We start from the raw sequence: 15,130 nt of genomic DNA, 5'->3' as shown, positions 1-15,130 counted from the left end.
ATCCTGTTCGCCGGTCACACTGACGAAATGTAAAAAAAGATTTCAGCGCTTCGCTGTGGTCAGAGTTTCTAGACCGCGGTGGAGATGCAAAAAATGAAATTCGCACAATTTTGCCAATGGCTATCCAATCACGCGGGCAAGCCAAGCACTTTTCTGATCGCCGTGGTGTTGATCGCCATGTGGGCGGCCTCCGGGCCCTGGTTCCACTACAACGATACTTGGCAGCTCATCGTCAACACGTCCACCACCATCATCACGTTCCTCATGGTGTTCCTTATCCAGAACACCCAAAATCGTGATAACGACATCATCCATGTGAAGTTGGACGAGCTGATCAGGGCAACCAAATCGGCACACCAGTCGGTGCTCGATCTCGAAGCGCTCGACAATCAGCAAATTCATAAGCTACGCAAGGAATACCGAGCCATGGGCAACCAGTGCGAAGCCCATCCTGAAAAGCCCGTCGAGCAACTGGGAGAGGATGCGACGCGTGACAATCAGCAGCGCTAGATCGGCTTATGGCCAGATGGATTTAGCGAAGCTCTAAAGGGCGTCGAGGACTGAAGGGCCTTACCGATAGCCTCTGCGAGCTCTTCGATAGACCACGGCTTGAAAAGGAATGTAACGGGAGGGGTAACCTCTGAAGCGTCCAGCTGATGTCCCGAAGTGAGAATCGCCGGTAACCCAGGCCACCTTGCATGAACCATGGAAATGAACTCCATGCCCTTGATACTTCCCGGTACACCGTGATCGACAACGACCAGGGAGCAGCCATCGTGGCTGCCCATCATGGAAATCAGCGCATCTTCCGAATTGCTGAAGCCATCGCAGGCGGCTCCCATTTCGGTGAGAATATCCACCAGAAGTATCCGTAGTGTCTCATCATCTTCGACAACCACGACTGCCATCCCTGACAGTGACACGCTCTCGACATCGAGCTTCATGAGCTTCTCCAGTCCATAGTGGATTTCCGAGTGTTTCACTCATGGGTGGAAACGTCGATGGCGGCATTAAGCCACGTCCCAGCTACCTTTCCTCGCATAGTGCCGATAACAGCGCTGATGCCTCGCGCATGAAAATCTCAACCGTCTTGGGCCCAATCCCTTCAAATGACAACAGCCACTGTTGAAATCCATCAATGTTCTGTTCGCCGTTTTGAAGCACGCCAAGTTGATGGTCGAGTTCAGCTTCCAGCTTGTCGCCCAGCCTATGTAGTCGTCGAGCCGTAGACTCGTCATATCGGGTGTAACCCGCTTGGCCCAGTAGACGAACGAGCAAAGAATGGGGTGCACAGCCTAGCTTTCTTGGAGTGTCCAAGCCTTGCTGATCTATCAGCACCTGGTAGGCGGTAACCGCCACGGTTGAGCGGATCCTCTTGCCCATTAGAAAGCTGGCTAGCAACCAAAGATACAAGCCGCTTGTGCCCGCGACGTCGATGCCGAGATCACGGGCGCTAATCGTGTTCAACCCTTTGTACGGCGTGGGTCAGCAGAGCGTGGATAGGTACGCTCCTCCTCGAGGGTACCGTCGGCCTTATGGACTTTTACCGATACGGTTTTGCCGGCGAAGAACTCCTGCAACGAGCTCAGCAATTCCTGCTTGGTTGCAGCTCGCTTCGCGGCCCGGTCAGCGCCTGCTTTCTTCAGCTCCCACCCTTCCGAAGTCGGGCTGAGGTGATAGTTGTCCATCACATGCTCCTTCTACTCAGAGAGATTGGCCATCGTCTTCGATGTCTTCCTCAACTTCTGCGGCATCCGTGGCATCAGCGTCATTCAAAGGAGGTGAGGTAGGTTTTTCCGGATCGTTGATGAAAGGCACACCACTTGGGCCGTGCTCCTCATGACCTTCGGTTTTTGGTTGCATAGCGAAGCCTCCAGTCAATTGGGTCAGCTGCAGGCCGCTAACCGCCCACACCCTTTCCCGAAAATTTTTCGACAGCGATAGGCGGCGCAATGAACTCCGGCCCATCTCCAGCCAACCGCCACTTCACATTCGCGACCCCGTAGCGCTCGGCCATGGGCCGGCTGACCATCTTGATGTTCTGCTGAGAAAATCTTGGAATGATGCCCACCCCTGCGTCGCAGCTTGCCCAATGCCACGCAACGGCGTTGTCCATTTTTTCCAAACGGATAATGAACGTTCGGCTTTCGCCATGGAGCGTGTAGTCGATTACGTACAGTTGCTGTCCAGCCACGTGATTCTCTCCTTTTTACTCATGCGTCTGTGAGGGGAGATGGAAGAGAAAAATTCAATTGAAAAGCCAGGCGGCAAAATACGACGTGAAAAAGGCAAGCACGCCTGTGAAGGTTCAAATTCCTACCCATTGGTCAGCCGTTCGGAACAGGCCTGATCTATCCAACCTCCATCGCTATACCAGTAAATGGAGGTCTTGCTCATGATTGATCCCACAACAGGCATGAAAGCCGGTGAGCGTTACGCGGTAGAGAACATCGAACGCGCTCACCAGTTTCCAGGCTTCTTCCTTGATGGAAAATACTTCCTCGGCCCCGAGCTACTCACTGCCGTTGGCTGGCTGGAGGGCAAGCGCTTCATTTACGACAACCTTGATGCTACAGGCGAACCAATTTTCCCGGGTCGCGCGGCAGGAAACATCGAAGACCTGACGCTGACCTTGGTGGATGGCACGGCATTGAAGCTGTCCAGACTGGAAGTGAGCGCCATGGCCGACGACATCAATGCAGAGGATCAACCGGCCAGAGGATTCAGCCGTAATACCGAGACCTCGGGCAGCCTGGTGTTAACCCGTAAAGACAGGATCCCGCTTTTGCTGAGCGCGGCTGTGATCGGGTTCCTCGCCGGGTTTGTAATCACCCATGCGCAACGCAGGCGCCACTGAAACGTCGTCTTTTGAACTTTGCGCCTACCACTGGCCTCCCCTTTCATGTCTATCGAAAACGGAGATTCAACGATGAGTGCACAATTGAGCGGCAAACGTGTGGCCTTCCTGGTCACCGATGGTTTTGAACAGATCGAACTGACCGGCCCTCGTGAAGCCTTGGAAAAAAATGGCGCCGTGGTCGACATCCTGAGTGACAAGGAAGGGACTGTACGCGGGTGGAACCATGACAAGCCCGCCGACGAATTTGCCGTGGATGCGACGTTCGACAGTGCCCACCTGGATCTCTATGACGCCATTGTGCTGCCGGGCGGCGTGCAGAATTCTGACACCATCCGACTGATACCCGGCGCTCAGAAGCTGGTGAAAAGCCATAACTCGGCAAGCAAGCCATTGGCGGTCATCTGCCATGGTGGCTGGCTGCTGGTGTCCACCGGCCTAGCCCAGGGCAAACGGATGACCAGCTACAAGACGCTGCAGGACGATATTCGCAACGCGGGCGGTAACTGGGTTGATGAAGAGGTAGTGGTGGATGGCAACCTGATAACCAGCCGCAAACCGGACGATATTCCAGCCTTCAATGAGCAGTTGATCAAGGCGCTGGCTGGCTGACCCTTATTTCTGCACATCGGCCCCCTTTTCCAGGGGGCCATACTTTCGCCGAGTGAGGCGTTATCACGCCAATTGGATGTACACGGAATAGATCCCCAACAGCAACCAGAACACCAGAAAAATCCACGGTGTGCGTAGCGAAAACAGCAGCGACTTTCGATGCCCTGCTCGGGAAGTCTCAGTTTCGCAGAACAGCGGCGACTCATCGTATGCCAACCCCATCATGGGCTCGCTTTGTAGCAAGTGGCTTTGCTTCAGTTGCCAGTGATCGATGATGTTGTACGCCGCTCGGATCCCAGGCCAGGCATTGAGCGAGCTCAATACCCCGAGCAAGGCGAGGAACGCTGGCACGATCAGCGTGAACATTTCTCCCCATCCCTGGTTGAGGTTGCCCATGGAGGACACGAACGCGATGACCAGAAAGGACTGGGCAGCCAGGTAGGCGTCGGTGCGGTTGGCCAGGATGCTGGTTTCGTACTGGATCTCACGCCGGTAGAAGTCCAGACGCTCTTTGGGAGAGCCGAACATCCTGGCGTTGTGTTCGCTGATTTCATGTTCCGGGGTCGTGGGGGTAATGATTCGAGGCACTTGTTCCTCCTGCAATACGGCTCCCGGCGAGAAGAACGCGAGGAGGTCAGGTCGGTAGAACAAACGATGCGACCTGAAATTCAATTCGCATTCGAGTAGGGCACCGCTCGTCGTGCCGGGTGCATATTCAATCCAACGCACAGGCATCCGATGCTTCGAAACGGTAAGAACGTTCTCAACTGCAGGAGCTTCTACCATGCGCGATTTCCCTACTCCGCCCTTCCCGTCCCAGCCGCAAAGCGTTCCCGGTTCACAACGCAAGATGGAGCCTTATCCAGACTGCGGCGAGCAGTCATATACCGGCCACAACCGCTTGGAAGGCAAGATTGCCCTGATCACTGGTGCTGACAGTGGCATTGGCCGTGCGGTCGCCATTGCCTATGCACGCGAGGGTGCTGACGTTGCCATCGCTTACCTCAATGAACATGAAGATGCGCAGGAAACCGCGCGCTGGGTAGAAGCCGCGGGCCGACAATGTCTCCTGCTGCCCGGCGACCTGGCCCAGAAACAGCACTGCCATGACATCGTCGAAAAGACCGTCAACAAGTTCGGCCGCATTGATATCCTGGTCAACAACGCCGCCTTCCAGATGTCCCATGAGACGCTGGAGGAAATCGAAGATGACGAATGGGTGAAGACCTTCGATACCAACATCACCGCTATCTTCAGGATCTGCAAGGCAGCACTACCTTCCATGCCAAAAGGCAGCTCGATCATCAACACAAGTTCGGTCAACTCTGATGATCCTTCTCCAAGCCTGCTGGCCTATGCAACGACCAAGGGTGCCATTGCCAACTTCACGGCGGGTTTGGCTCAGCTGCTAGGTAAGAAGGGAATACGGGTCAACAGCGTTGCGCCTGGCCCCATCTGGACGCCCTTGATCCCGGCCACCATGCCCGATGAGGCGGTTAAGAACTTTGGCTCCAGCTACCCCATGGGACGACCAGGGCAGCCGGTGGAAGTCGCGCCAATCTATGTACTGCTGGGCTCCGATGAGGCCAGTTACATCAGCGGTTCACGCTACGCTGTCACTGGCGGTAAACCGATCCTTTGACGAAAGAGAGGCTCGTCCGAAAGGCGAGCCTCAGTCCAGATTCTAGAAACGGAGATCAGGGTTTTCGCTGCCCATGATCACGTGCTGTTTTTTGCGCCGTAGAGTCATGAGAAGTACCGGACGAACCATCCGGACGATGAGCATCGTTATCGCGCTCCTCTTCGCCACCAGACTTCGATTGTGAGCCAGGCTTCTTCTGTTGGACTTCTTTCGTCATGCTGCTCTCCTACCCTTTACTGTGTTCCGGTGAGGTCGGCCCGGTGCCGCGCTTGATGCCACGAGGCCCGGCCACGCCCCAGATGGCCAGCCCGACGATGGGCAGTACCACCAGCATCAACGACCACATAACTTTGGTTGCATCAGACTTGTCGCTACGGAAAACGCTGACGATTGCCCATAGGTCAACCAGCAGGATGATTGCCGCTACGGCTATCCAGAAATACGTGACAGGATCATTCATGATCGATTCTCCCTCTTCCCAGGTGAATTGGCCGCATCGCTGACACGATGACTGCCGGCCCTGTACACAAGGGAAGCCAGAGTGATGAGCAAAGTTCAGGCTAGATTTACTGCATGGGATGGATGGACAAAGATGCGCTGAACCAATCACCGCTTGATTGCGTCCACCGCACAAGAACAAGCGAGTCGATTCTTTTATGGCAAGCGAACCGGTACTGGCCGCCCTCGGCTATCTCAAAGACAACCAATTGATCCTGACGACGGCGGAGTCATGCACGGCGGGTTGCATGGTGGCTCTTCTGGCAGCGGTGCCCGGTACCGGAGAGGTGCTGGAAAGTGGCTATGTGGTCTACTCTCCCAGCGCCAAGAAGCGCTTGCTTGGCGTCAGCGCCGAAACCATCGAACGTTACGGTCTGACCAGCGAGGCAGTAGCGTGGGAAATGGCCCTGGGAGCGTTGAGAGACAGCAATGCCAATGTCGTGATCGCTACCACTGGCGTAGCTGGGCCCGCGCCCGAGTCTGGTGTACCGCCAGGCACAATGTGCTTTGCCTGGGCTTTTGCCGGGGAGCCAGTAGCCGTCTTTACCCGTACCCAACGGTTCTTCGGTGAGCGGGCTGATGTCATGCGCCAAGGGGCGTTGTTCGGGCTGACGCGGCTTTCCCACTACCATCAACGCTGGCTTCGCGGCGAGCGCGCCTGAGGGCAAGTGATCATGCCGGAAGACGAATGGGCGTCCAGGCGCAATCCTGTTCAAGAAGACATGTCGATGCAGCAACGCGTCTGGCGTTTCGAGCGCGTTGGCTGGTATCTGCTCGTCATTGTCGTCCTGCTCGCCTTGGCAGGGCTGTTTGGCAACGGCCCGCTCAGTGATGCTGAAGTGGTAAGCCAGGATGGTCGTGTCAAAGTCGAGTATCAGCGCCTCAGTCGCAGTGGCACGACCGACAACCTCTATATAACGGTTCAAGGAGAGCCCGGTCAGCCGGTCAAGGTAGAGCTTGAGGGCTCTCTACTGCGCGCAGCCAGTATCGAGACGATGCAGCCGGAACCGCAACTTTCGATGTCGCATGGCCCTGCCCTGTTGCTGCAACTGGGTACCAGCAATGACGGTGTGGCCACCTTGTACCTGACGCTTCGAAGTGATCACGTGGGTACCTTGGAGGGCGTCGTCAGAACAGGCCCCCAAAGCGCAGTTCACTTTTCCACATTCCTCTACCCCTAGGGACGCGTCATGGATTCGATACTCCGCGCAGCCGGGATGTATGTGGCCCTCATGCTACTGTTCCGCGTAGCCGGACGCCGCTCATTGGCTGACCTGACCACCTTCGACTTTGTCTTGCTGCTGATCATTGGGGAGGCGACTCAGCAGGCACTGCTGGGTGAAGACTTTTCGTTCACCAACGCCATGCTGGTCATTGCTACGCTGATCGTCCTCGACGTGGGGCTGTCGTTGGCAAAGCTCAACTCCAAGCCCTTGGCGCGGCTTCTCGATGGGCACGCTACCTTGGTCGTGGAGAACGGGCAATTTCTGCATCACCGAATGCGCCGCGCTCGCCTCACGGAAGACGACATTCTCGAGTCGGCAAGGAACAGCCAAGGTATTGAAAACATCCAGCAGGTCAAATTTGCCATCGTCGAGCGCAATGGCAAGATCTCGATCATTCCCGCCGATTAGAGCATCAATATAGCCTGACCATGATCAATGCTGGGAACGGGCATCACATCGCGCCGGGACACAAGCCATTCCCGCATCCGCTCGGTATCAAAAATCTGACCCTCTTCCATCATCAGCAGAATGAGCGACTGTGACATCCGGTAGCAACCGCATAGGGAGCAGCTTCGCTCTTCCCAGCCACTGGTACATTCGACGGACTCAGCGTTTCCGGCGCAGATCAAACAACTCATACAGGCCCCCTATTGTTCTTGTTCAGTCGAGGGTGGTCAAAGGGATCAGATGGATCCCATGTCTCTCGCTTTGTATGAGATTCCCATGACAATCCTAAATTCCCTCCATTTTCTCTGCTCCCGTATCCCAGACGAACTAGGCGCTCTACAGGTGTGTCCCACACTGTACAAGACATCTGGGAGGCATGCCGATGGAGAACGAACCGGTCGATGGGGTGCAACAAGGTGTTCCTCAGCGAGATGAAGGTGGCTGGCTACCATTGGAGGAATACGGCGCGCTAGGAGATGGCCGCTCCGTTGCGCTCATCGGCCTGGACGGATCTATCGACTGGTGGTGTGTGCCCCACATGGACTCCCCACCCCTGTTCGACAAACTGCTGGCCCCGCAAACAGGCGGCTTCTTCTCCATTACCCCCAGCGAGCCGTTTGTTGCCGAGCGCCGTTACCTTCCTGACAGCAATGTTCTCGAAACGACATTCATCACCGGTGCTGGTCGGGCTCGGCTCACAGAGTCCCTGAACAGCGGCCCTGCTGGCCGGCTGCCTTGGGCCGAACTGGCCAGGCGCGTCGAAGGCGTCGAGGGGCAGATGGATTTGCAGATTGCCATCGACTTCGGAACCCAGGCCGATACGGTCAGCCCCTATGTAGCGCCGAATGACAACGCCTGCGTCTTTCATGCTGGCCGCATACTTGGCATGTTCCTGCACGACGACCGAGTACAGATTGAGCGCAAGAACGATATGGGCGTGCGGGCATCCCTCCGCGTTGCCGCTGGGCAGCGATCAGTGGTCGCAATAATCGCAGGTCGTGATGAGCCGCTGGTGGTACCGCCATTGGCCCTGATAGATGAACGAATCGATGGCTCACACAGGGAGTGGTGCCAATGGTCTAAGAGTCTTGTCTACGACGGGCCCTACAAGCACTTGGTCGTTCGGAACGCTTTGGCCCTCAAGCTGCTGCTGTCCTCCCCCAGTGGGTCGATCATGGCGGCAGCCACTTCATCACTTCCTGAGCGAATTGGTGGCAGCAAAAATTACGACTATCGATTCGCCTGGATCCGTGATACCGGCTACACCATCGAAGCCTTCCTGAGCATCGGCGCACAGCCTGAAGCCAAGGCTGCCTTCACCTGGTTGCTGCGGAGGCTGGATGAACATGGGCCACGGGTGTTCTACACACTGGACGGGGCAATAGGTGATTGCGTGCGCCCGGTCGACCTCCCTGGCTACAAGCATTCGCCCCCCGTCGTCGGCAACGATGCCCGTGACCAGCTGCAACATGGCGTATTCGGCGATATTTTCGAAACCGCCCGCTGCTTCATCGACAGCGGCAATATTCTCGACTCGCCAAGCGCCATGATCCTGTCTGGCCTTGCCGACCAATGCGCCGATTGTTGGAGACAGCAAGACGCTGGCATCTGGGAGTTGCCGGAAAAGCAGCATTACACAATGTCCAAAATAAGCTGTTGGCAAGCCTTGAGCCGGGCCATCGAGTTGGCGGACGGCGGTCACCTCCCCACCACATGCCGGGAACGCTGGGATCGCGAGCGGCAACGCATTCAGGGATGGATTGAAGCCCACTGCTGGAGCGAGGCACAGCAGGCTTACCTGTTTTACCCAGGCAGTGAACGATTGGATGCTTCGATAGCATTGGCTGCCCGATTTGGATACCCCAGCGTGGATCGACTACGCCATACGCTGGATGCTGTTCAAAATGAGCTGGGGGCCGGCACTTTCCACTATCGCTACAGCCAGGCTCAAGAGGAGGAAGGTTGCTTCCTGGCCTGCACATTCTGGCTCATTGAAGCCTGGGCAATCTTAGGCCAGCAGGAACGTGCCGAAACTGCGTATGGCGAGGCATTGCGGGGGCTATCGCGGGGGGTGGGTATCTACTCGGAAATGATCGACCCAAATAACGACCAATACCTTGGCAACCTTCCGCAGGGCCTGACCCACTTGGCTGCTCTTCGGGCAGCGCTGGCCATCGGAGGCTGCCACCCTGATCGATGATGCCAACCTTCGTGAGGGTTGCCCAAGCTTCCGTCCCTGGAAGCGAATCTGAGGGGATCAAGCGGCTGGCTTGAGTACCACCTTGGTCCAACCATCATCCCGTGCATCGAAGTGCTTATAGGCATCCGGGCCTTCCGCCAGCTTGAGGCGATGAGAGATGATTTGCGAGGGCTTGGCACGCCCATGATGAATGAGCTCCGCAAGACGACGATTGTAGGCCTTCACGTTCGCCTGGCCTGTGCGGATCTGCTGGCCCTTGAACCAGAACGCGCCGAAGTCGAAAGCCATCTTGCCCTTTTTCGCCAAATCGTTTTTCGCACCCGGATCCTCAGGCACGAACACGCCCACCACGCCTATGCCACCGGTCGCCTTGGTTGAAGCGACCAGGTTGTTCATTGTCAGGTAGTTCGCTTCATGACCATGCTTGTCGCAGCATTGGTAGCCGACACATTCGCATCCCCGGTCGGTGCCTTTGCCATGGGTAAGGTTCATGATCTCTTCCACAGCCTTCTGCTCGACAGCATTGATCGGCGTTGCCCCCAGTTGCGCGGCTAACTGCAGGCGATCCGGCTGGTTGTCGATGACGAACACCTGGGACGCCCCTTTGATGATTGCCGAGTGCGCCGCCATCAGCCCGACCGGGCCTGCGCCATAGATGGCGATGCTCTCGCCCGGCTGCAGACCCGCCAGCTCGGTTGCATGCCAACCGGTAGGGAAAATGTCTGAAAGCATCACGTAGTCATCTTCTCGCTCCTGTGCGTCCTCCGGCAGTACGAGACAATTGAAATCCGCGTAGGGAACGCGCAACAACTCCGCCTGGCCACCTTGATAGGGCCCCATCTCGGCGAAGCCGTACGCGGCACCGGCAGCGCCTGGGTTGGCCGTGAGGCAGAAACCTGTGAGCCCTTTTTCGCAGTTCTCGCAGAACCCGCAGCCGATATTGAATGGCAGGCAGACCCGGTCACCGACTTTGACCCGGTCGACCCCGGCGCCCACCTCGATCACTTCACCCAGGTTTTCATGCCCGAACACACGCCCGGTTTCGAAGGAGGTGCGACCTTCATACATGTGCAGGTCGGAGCCGCAGATGTTAGTGGTGGTGATCCGCACCAGCACGTCTGTGGTTTTTTCGATTCTTGCGTCCGGTACATCTTTGACCGCGACGTCACGTGGACCGTTATACACAATGGCTTTCATGCTGAACTCCCTAAAGTCAGGGGCGACAGAAAAGTGCCCTACCCTGTTCAGGTGTTCACTGAGCATCGCGTGTTCAATGCATCGCATCTTGAGCCGGATCAGTGGCGCTAATCACCATTGCTACGGGCATCGCAAACTTCCAAATCGACGCAAAGGCCTTGAACGTGATGGTAGTCCGCGCCGGCTATGGCTTTGAGAAAAACCCGGTCGGCGAGACGCCGCAGGTCTCGCCATTCGCGCCAGTCAATGATCCCCAAGCGGTCCATCTCGTCAACCTGGCGAAGCAACTCCTCGTGGTGGCTACTTGGGCAATCACGTCTGCGCTCGACATCGTCATACAGCGCAAACCAACGGTTCATTGCAGCCAGTCGACGCTGCTCCTGGGTGATCTGCCAGGTGATCGCATTCATGTCGCAAGCCCTCGCACGCTTTGACTGTCGAGCCTGCAGCCGCGGCTAGGTTCACTTGCAAAAGGTTAGCGGTAGGACAGCCTCGCAGCCTCAACCTACACCGGTCGGGCCATCGAGGACTTGCCTTACCCTGCGGGCAAGGTCGTGGGGTTGGCAGGGTTTGGAAATGACCTCAAACTCAGAACCGCCGATATCCGTGCGTTCTATCGAGTTTTCCGCGTAACCGGTGGTCAGCAGCACCTTGATCTGCGGTTGCAAGCGGCGCACCTCTCGGGCAAGCATGACCCCATTCATCCCGCCTGGCATGATCAGGTCGGTGAACAACAGGTCGTAGCGCTCCCCTGCCTGTATCAGCTTCAAGGCCTCACGCGCGTTGAGCACCATGTCGGCAGCATAGCCGTAGTCTTCCAGTACCATCTTGGCCAGCTCCGCGACATCCGGCCGGTCTTCGACGATAAGGATGCGCTCGGTGCCGGCGCTACGCTCAGCCACCTTCATGGGCTTTTGCTGGACGATGTTAGCCTCGTCTACAGGGAAGTACAGTCGCAGCGTCGTGCCCTCGCCTTCTTCGGTATAGATGCGCGCAGCCCCTCCGGACTGCTTGGCAAAGCCGTACACCATCGACAAGCCCAGGCCGGAGCCTTTGCCCTCCTCCTTGGTGGTAAAGAAAGGATCCATTACCCGGTCACGGATACTGGCCGGCATGCCAATACCATTGTCGGTGACCGACAAGCTCACATAGCTCCCAGGCAACAGGCCATCGAAAGAAAGGTTGATGTCATTGACCTGGACATTACGGGTTTGAAGGAACACGTGCGGGCGCTTGCGTCCGATGAGCGCGTCCCGCGCATTCATGAAAATATTGAGTAACGCCACTTCGGCCTGTGTTGCATCGATGCGGCAATTTCGCAGGCTTGTTTCAAGGTCGAACTCCACCACCACCTCGGCACCAAAGGTGCGCTCCATCAACGGCCGCACATCATCGACCAGGTGATTAAGATTAAGGACCCGCCCATGCAGCTTCTGCTTGCGGGCGAAAGCCAGCAACTGCTTGGTCAAGGTACTGGCGCGCTCAACCGCCGTCTGGGCGTGGCCGACACTGCGCCGCACCCGGTTGAGATCGAGTTGGGACTTGTCTGCTTCGCTCGCGATCAAACCCAGATACCCGCCCATGACCTGCAGTAGATTGTTGAAATCGTGGGCAATCCCCCCCGTCAGTTGCCCCAAAGCTTCCATCTTCTGCGCCTGGCGCAGTGCGTCTTCAGCGTCACGCCGACGGCTGACGTCCAATTGCGAGGCGAAGTAGTAAACAAGGTCGCCGCGCTCGTTGAAAATGGGAGATATGAACAGCGCATTCCAGAAACTGGACCCGTCCTTGCGATAGTTGAGAATCTCAGTGGCAATATCGACACGTTGTGCGATGGAATCGCGTAGGGTGTCTACGATCGAAGCATCGGTCTCAGGGCCCTGCAAGAACCGACAATTGCGTCCGATGATCTCCTCAAGGCCATAGCCAGTCATTTCCAGGAACGCTCGATTGGCGAAAATGATAGGGTTGTCGTCACGGTTGGGGTCGGTGACGATCATTGGCATGCGGGTAGTTTCAACGGCTGCGAAAAACATGTCGTGCGGCAGCTGAGTGATGTCGCCTGATGCCTGGTTACTGACGCGCGCCTTTTTGCTGGTCACGCAGACCTCCTTGATGACTGTGATACTGACCGATCTGCATAGCGGTAACAGGTAAATTGCTCGCCCTTCACCGTTGCGCTTGAAACTTTGATCGGCGCAGTACTGTCGACTCGCTCTCGCTTCGCTTAGTTTCACTCTCTGTTATTTGCCTTTGAATTTTTGCCTGGCAGGCTGCTGCACACCAACGGGACGGGTATGGATATCGGAAAGCGCAACAACGTGAACCTTTCGGGCAACGGCAGCGCGACACTGATTTTTTCGCACGGTTTTGGCTGTGACCAATCCATGTGGAATTACCTGCTGCCCCATTTTCAAACGCGTTTCCGGCAGGTCACCTATGATCTGGTGGGTGCTGGCCGCTCGGACCTCACGGCCTATGATCGCGAAAAGTACGATACGCTCGCAGGTTATGCCGCTGACCTGAACGAAGTCATCACCGCGTTCGCCGAAGGCGCCGTCATTCTGGTAGGCCACTCGGTCAGCGCAATGATCGGCGTACTGGCCGACCGTTTGCACCCTGGGCGCATCGCCGCGCACGTCATGGTCGGCCCCTCGCCGTGTTATATCGACTCGGGTGACTACCAGGGCGGCTTCAAGGAGCAAGACATCCATGCCCTGCTCGACACCCTCGACAGCAATTACCTGGGCTGGTCCAGCAGCATGGCCCCAGTCATCATGGGTGCCCCTGGACAGCCGGCGCTCAGCGAGGAGCTGACCAACAGCTTCTGCCGCACAGACCCGGAAATTGCCCGGCAATTCGCCCGAGTGACCTTTCTGTCGGACAACCGCCAGGACGTCAGCGGCCTGCAGACACCCACGTTGATCCTGCAATCCAGTGAAGACCTGATTGCCCCCTTGGCGGTGGGCCAATACCTGCACAGGGTGCTGCCGAACAGCCAGCTGTGTTTGATTGACAACATCGGCCATTGCCCGCACATGAGTGCTCCCAGCACCTGCGCAGCCGCCATGGACGCGTTCCTGGCAACCTGGGTTGACAGCCATGAGTAAAGCGGCGCTGCCCGATGCCGACGCGCTGTTCGAGCAGGCGCCTTGTGGGCTGGTGATCACCACCGAAGAGGGGACCATCCTGCGCAGCAACCAGACATTCGGCAACTGGCTCGGCCATGCACCGACACAATTGCTGGCAAGGCGCTTCCAGGACCTGCTCACCGTTGGCGGTCGGATCTTTCATCAGACGCACTGGGCGCCGCTGATGAAAATGCAAGGTTCGGTCGCGGAAGTTAAGCTCGATCTGCTGCACAGCCAGGGTCATGTCATCACCATGCTGCTCAATGGGGTTCGCCGCGAGCGACCTGAAGGCGTGTATTACGAATTGGCACTGTTTGGCACGATCGAGCGGGATCGCTATGAACGTGAGTTGCTTGCCGCGCGCCGCCGTGCCGAAGAGCTACTAACCCAGACAACCGCCGCCGAGGCCGCGTTGAAACAGGCCAAGGTCGAATTGGCAGCTGCTTACAAGGACGCCCAACGACGCGCGGCATTTGCCGAGCAAATGGTGGCCGTTGCCAGCCACGATCTGAAAAATCCGCTGACCGCGATCAGGATGGCCGCACAGCTGCTGGAGCGCGGTGAGCGCAGTGACAAGGAGCGGCGCTTGCTGGGGAGTATCAACAGTTCCTCCGAACGTGCCCAACGCATGATCGCCGACCTGCTCGACTTCGCCTCGGTGCGCATCGGTCAGGGCATCGTTATTCGTCAGCGTTCGGTAGACCTGTTAAAGACCGTGGACCAATGCGTGAGTGAACTCAGGGTTGCCTTCCCCCACGCCCTTATTCGTCACTTGTCCCGATGCTCTGGCTCGGTCGAGCTCGATCCGGACCGCTTGCAACAGATGATCGGCAACCTGGTGGCCAATAGCGTTGCCTACGGCGATCTGCATCACCCCATCACGCTAACTACCGAACTGGTAAATGGCGCGGCTCACGTTGCCGTGCACAACCATGGCACTTGCATCCCCGAGTCGTTGATTCCCAAGCTGTTCGAGCCCATGACTCGTGCCAGCGACCGTGATGACCCGGTACGGTCGGTGGGGCTCGGTCTATTCATAGTGCGGGAAATCACCGAGGCTCACGGGGGCACGATCACCGTCGCTTCAAATGCGGCCTGCGGAACCACCTTCACACTGCGGCTACCTGATAACCAGGCCGAGGATAGGTCTCGCTAACAGCAAGGCCTAGCATCCTCGAAGTCCCCCTTTGTCACTGCAGAACACACATCATCTGGATTGAACCCTTCCGCTTGTAGCCCACTCCACCCAGAGCAAACGTGATTTTTCCCAGCCCCTGAAGAGGTGTCCCATGAACGCAATCGAACTGCTGATCCAGGACCATC

At 57.2% G+C, this 15,130-nt stretch carries 20 protein-coding genes and 1 pseudogene; 10 read left to right on the top strand and 11 right to left on the bottom strand.

What is annotated here, in order from left to right:
* The first annotated feature begins 93 nt into the window (after positions 1–93).
* Entirely contained in the window at positions 94–510 is a 417-nt protein-coding gene (locus IAE39_RS13550) for a low affinity iron permease family protein (protein WP_201203143.1), read from the top strand.
* Here the strand turns inward: IAE39_RS13550 and IAE39_RS13545 are convergent.
* From IAE39_RS13545 to IAE39_RS13525, 5 genes are all read right to left on the bottom strand, one after another.
* Positions 507–944, bottom strand: coding sequence for a response regulator (locus IAE39_RS13545; RefSeq protein WP_201203140.1), 438 nt, complete (start codon positions 942–944; stop codon positions 507–509). The two genes, IAE39_RS13550 and IAE39_RS13545, sit on opposite strands and share 4 nt — an antisense overlap.
* 82 nt (positions 945–1,026) lie before the next feature.
* Positions 1,027–1,467 carry a DNA methylase gene (locus tag IAE39_RS13540; protein ID WP_201203139.1) on the bottom strand — a complete coding sequence of 147 codons (441 nt, stop codon included), beginning with the start codon at positions 1,465–1,467 and terminating at the stop codon, positions 1,027–1,029.
* On the bottom strand, positions 1,464–1,688 hold the full coding sequence (locus IAE39_RS13535; protein WP_201203138.1) for a DUF2188 domain-containing protein: 225 nt from the start codon (positions 1,686–1,688) through the stop codon (positions 1,464–1,466). The genes IAE39_RS13540 and IAE39_RS13535 overlap by 4 nt, the downstream gene beginning before the upstream one ends.
* A 16-nt stretch (positions 1,689–1,704) precedes the next feature.
* Positions 1,705–1,863, bottom strand: a complete 159-nt coding sequence (locus IAE39_RS13530) for a hypothetical protein (protein ID WP_201203137.1) — start codon at positions 1,861–1,863, stop codon at positions 1,705–1,707.
* Between the two features lie 37 nt (positions 1,864–1,900).
* Positions 1,901–2,194 (bottom strand): DUF6555 family protein, encoded by a 294-nt coding sequence (locus IAE39_RS13525; protein ID WP_201203136.1) that lies wholly within the window; start codon positions 2,192–2,194, stop codon positions 1,901–1,903.
* 201 nt (positions 2,195–2,395) lie between these two features.
* Between IAE39_RS13525 and IAE39_RS13520 the strand changes: the two are divergent.
* Positions 2,396–2,675: pseudogene (locus IAE39_RS13520) on the top strand (SDR family oxidoreductase); the annotation flags it as partial.
* A gap of 254 nt (positions 2,676–2,929) precedes the next feature.
* Positions 2,930–3,469 (top strand): type 1 glutamine amidotransferase domain-containing protein, encoded by a 540-nt coding sequence (locus IAE39_RS13515; protein WP_167057301.1) that lies wholly within the window; start codon positions 2,930–2,932, stop codon positions 3,467–3,469.
* Between the two features lie 63 nt (positions 3,470–3,532).
* Here IAE39_RS13515 and IAE39_RS13510 read toward each other — a convergent pair whose 3' ends face one another.
* Positions 3,533–4,057, bottom strand: coding sequence for a hypothetical protein (locus IAE39_RS13510; RefSeq protein ID WP_201203190.1), 525 nt, complete (start codon positions 4,055–4,057; stop codon positions 3,533–3,535).
* 196 nt (positions 4,058–4,253) lie between these two features.
* On the opposite strand from IAE39_RS13510, the gene IAE39_RS13505 reads away from it, so the two are divergent.
* Entirely contained in the window at positions 4,254–5,111 is an 858-nt protein-coding gene (locus tag IAE39_RS13505; RefSeq protein ID WP_201203135.1) for an SDR family oxidoreductase, read from the top strand.
* 55 nt (positions 5,112–5,166) lie between these two features.
* Here IAE39_RS13505 and IAE39_RS13500 read toward each other — a convergent pair whose 3' ends face one another.
* Together IAE39_RS13500 and IAE39_RS13495 are read right to left on the bottom strand one after the other, a co-directional pair.
* Complete coding sequence (locus tag IAE39_RS13500; protein WP_201203134.1) at positions 5,167–5,328, bottom strand: hypothetical protein; 162 nt, start codon at positions 5,326–5,328, stop codon at positions 5,167–5,169.
* Positions 5,329–5,337: 9 nt separating this feature from the next.
* Positions 5,338–5,571, bottom strand: a complete 234-nt coding sequence (locus IAE39_RS13495) for a PLD nuclease N-terminal domain-containing protein (RefSeq protein WP_201203133.1) — start codon at positions 5,569–5,571, stop codon at positions 5,338–5,340.
* Between the two features lie 196 nt (positions 5,572–5,767).
* On the opposite strand from IAE39_RS13495, the gene IAE39_RS13490 reads away from it, so the two are divergent.
* From IAE39_RS13490 to IAE39_RS13475, 4 genes are all read left to right on the top strand, one after another.
* Positions 5,768–6,271, top strand: a complete 504-nt coding sequence (locus tag IAE39_RS13490; protein ID WP_201203131.1) for a CinA family protein — start codon at positions 5,768–5,770, stop codon at positions 6,269–6,271.
* A gap of 12 nt (positions 6,272–6,283) precedes the next feature.
* The gene (locus IAE39_RS13485) at positions 6,284–6,790 is read left to right on the top strand and encodes a hypothetical protein (protein WP_201203129.1); all 507 of its coding nucleotides are present in this window, start codon (positions 6,284–6,286) and stop codon (positions 6,788–6,790) included.
* Between the two features lie 9 nt (positions 6,791–6,799).
* Positions 6,800–7,243, top strand: coding sequence for a DUF421 domain-containing protein (locus IAE39_RS13480; protein WP_201203127.1), 444 nt, complete (start codon positions 6,800–6,802; stop codon positions 7,241–7,243).
* A gap of 421 nt (positions 7,244–7,664) precedes the next feature.
* Positions 7,665–9,482 carry a glycoside hydrolase family 15 protein gene (locus tag IAE39_RS13475; protein WP_236548556.1) on the top strand — a complete coding sequence of 606 codons (1,818 nt, stop codon included), beginning with the start codon at positions 7,665–7,667 and terminating at the stop codon, positions 9,480–9,482.
* Positions 9,483–9,539: 57 nt separating this feature from the next.
* Here IAE39_RS13475 and IAE39_RS13470 read toward each other — a convergent pair whose 3' ends face one another.
* The 3 genes from IAE39_RS13470 to IAE39_RS13460 all read right to left on the bottom strand — a co-directional run bounded on the left by IAE39_RS13470 (position 9,540) and on the right by IAE39_RS13460 (position 12,778).
* Positions 9,540–10,679 (bottom strand): glutathione-independent formaldehyde dehydrogenase, encoded by a 1,140-nt coding sequence (locus tag IAE39_RS13470; protein WP_201203125.1) that lies wholly within the window; start codon positions 10,677–10,679, stop codon positions 9,540–9,542.
* Positions 10,680–10,786: 107 nt separating this feature from the next.
* The gene (locus IAE39_RS13465; RefSeq protein ID WP_201203122.1) at positions 10,787–11,089 is read right to left on the bottom strand and encodes a hypothetical protein; all 303 of its coding nucleotides are present in this window, start codon (positions 11,087–11,089) and stop codon (positions 10,787–10,789) included.
* 90 nt (positions 11,090–11,179) lie between these two features.
* Complete coding sequence (locus tag IAE39_RS13460; RefSeq protein ID WP_201203121.1) at positions 11,180–12,778, bottom strand: histidine kinase famiy protein; 1,599 nt, start codon at positions 12,776–12,778, stop codon at positions 11,180–11,182.
* Positions 12,779–12,973: 195 nt separating this feature from the next.
* Here IAE39_RS13460 and IAE39_RS13455 point away from each other — a divergent pair, with 195 nt between their 5' ends.
* Together IAE39_RS13455 and IAE39_RS13450 are read left to right on the top strand one after the other, a co-directional pair.
* Positions 12,974–13,786 carry an alpha/beta fold hydrolase gene (locus tag IAE39_RS13455; RefSeq protein WP_201203120.1) on the top strand — a complete coding sequence of 271 codons (813 nt, stop codon included), beginning with the start codon at positions 12,974–12,976 and terminating at the stop codon, positions 13,784–13,786.
* A complete protein-coding gene (locus IAE39_RS13450) occupies positions 13,779–14,963 on the top strand; it encodes a PAS domain-containing sensor histidine kinase (protein WP_201203119.1) in 1,185 nt (394 codons plus the stop codon). The genes IAE39_RS13455 and IAE39_RS13450 overlap by 8 nt, the downstream gene beginning before the upstream one ends.
* The last annotated feature ends 167 nt before the right edge of the window (positions 14,964–15,130 follow it).

Origin of the sequence: Pseudomonas sp. S37, from assembly GCF_016658545.1 — a bacterium.
Lineage (GTDB): Bacteria > Pseudomonadota > Gammaproteobacteria > Pseudomonadales > Pseudomonadaceae > Aquipseudomonas.
The sequence above is the reverse complement of the archived record's forward strand: the minus strand, read 5'-3'. Positions and strand labels throughout refer to the sequence as shown.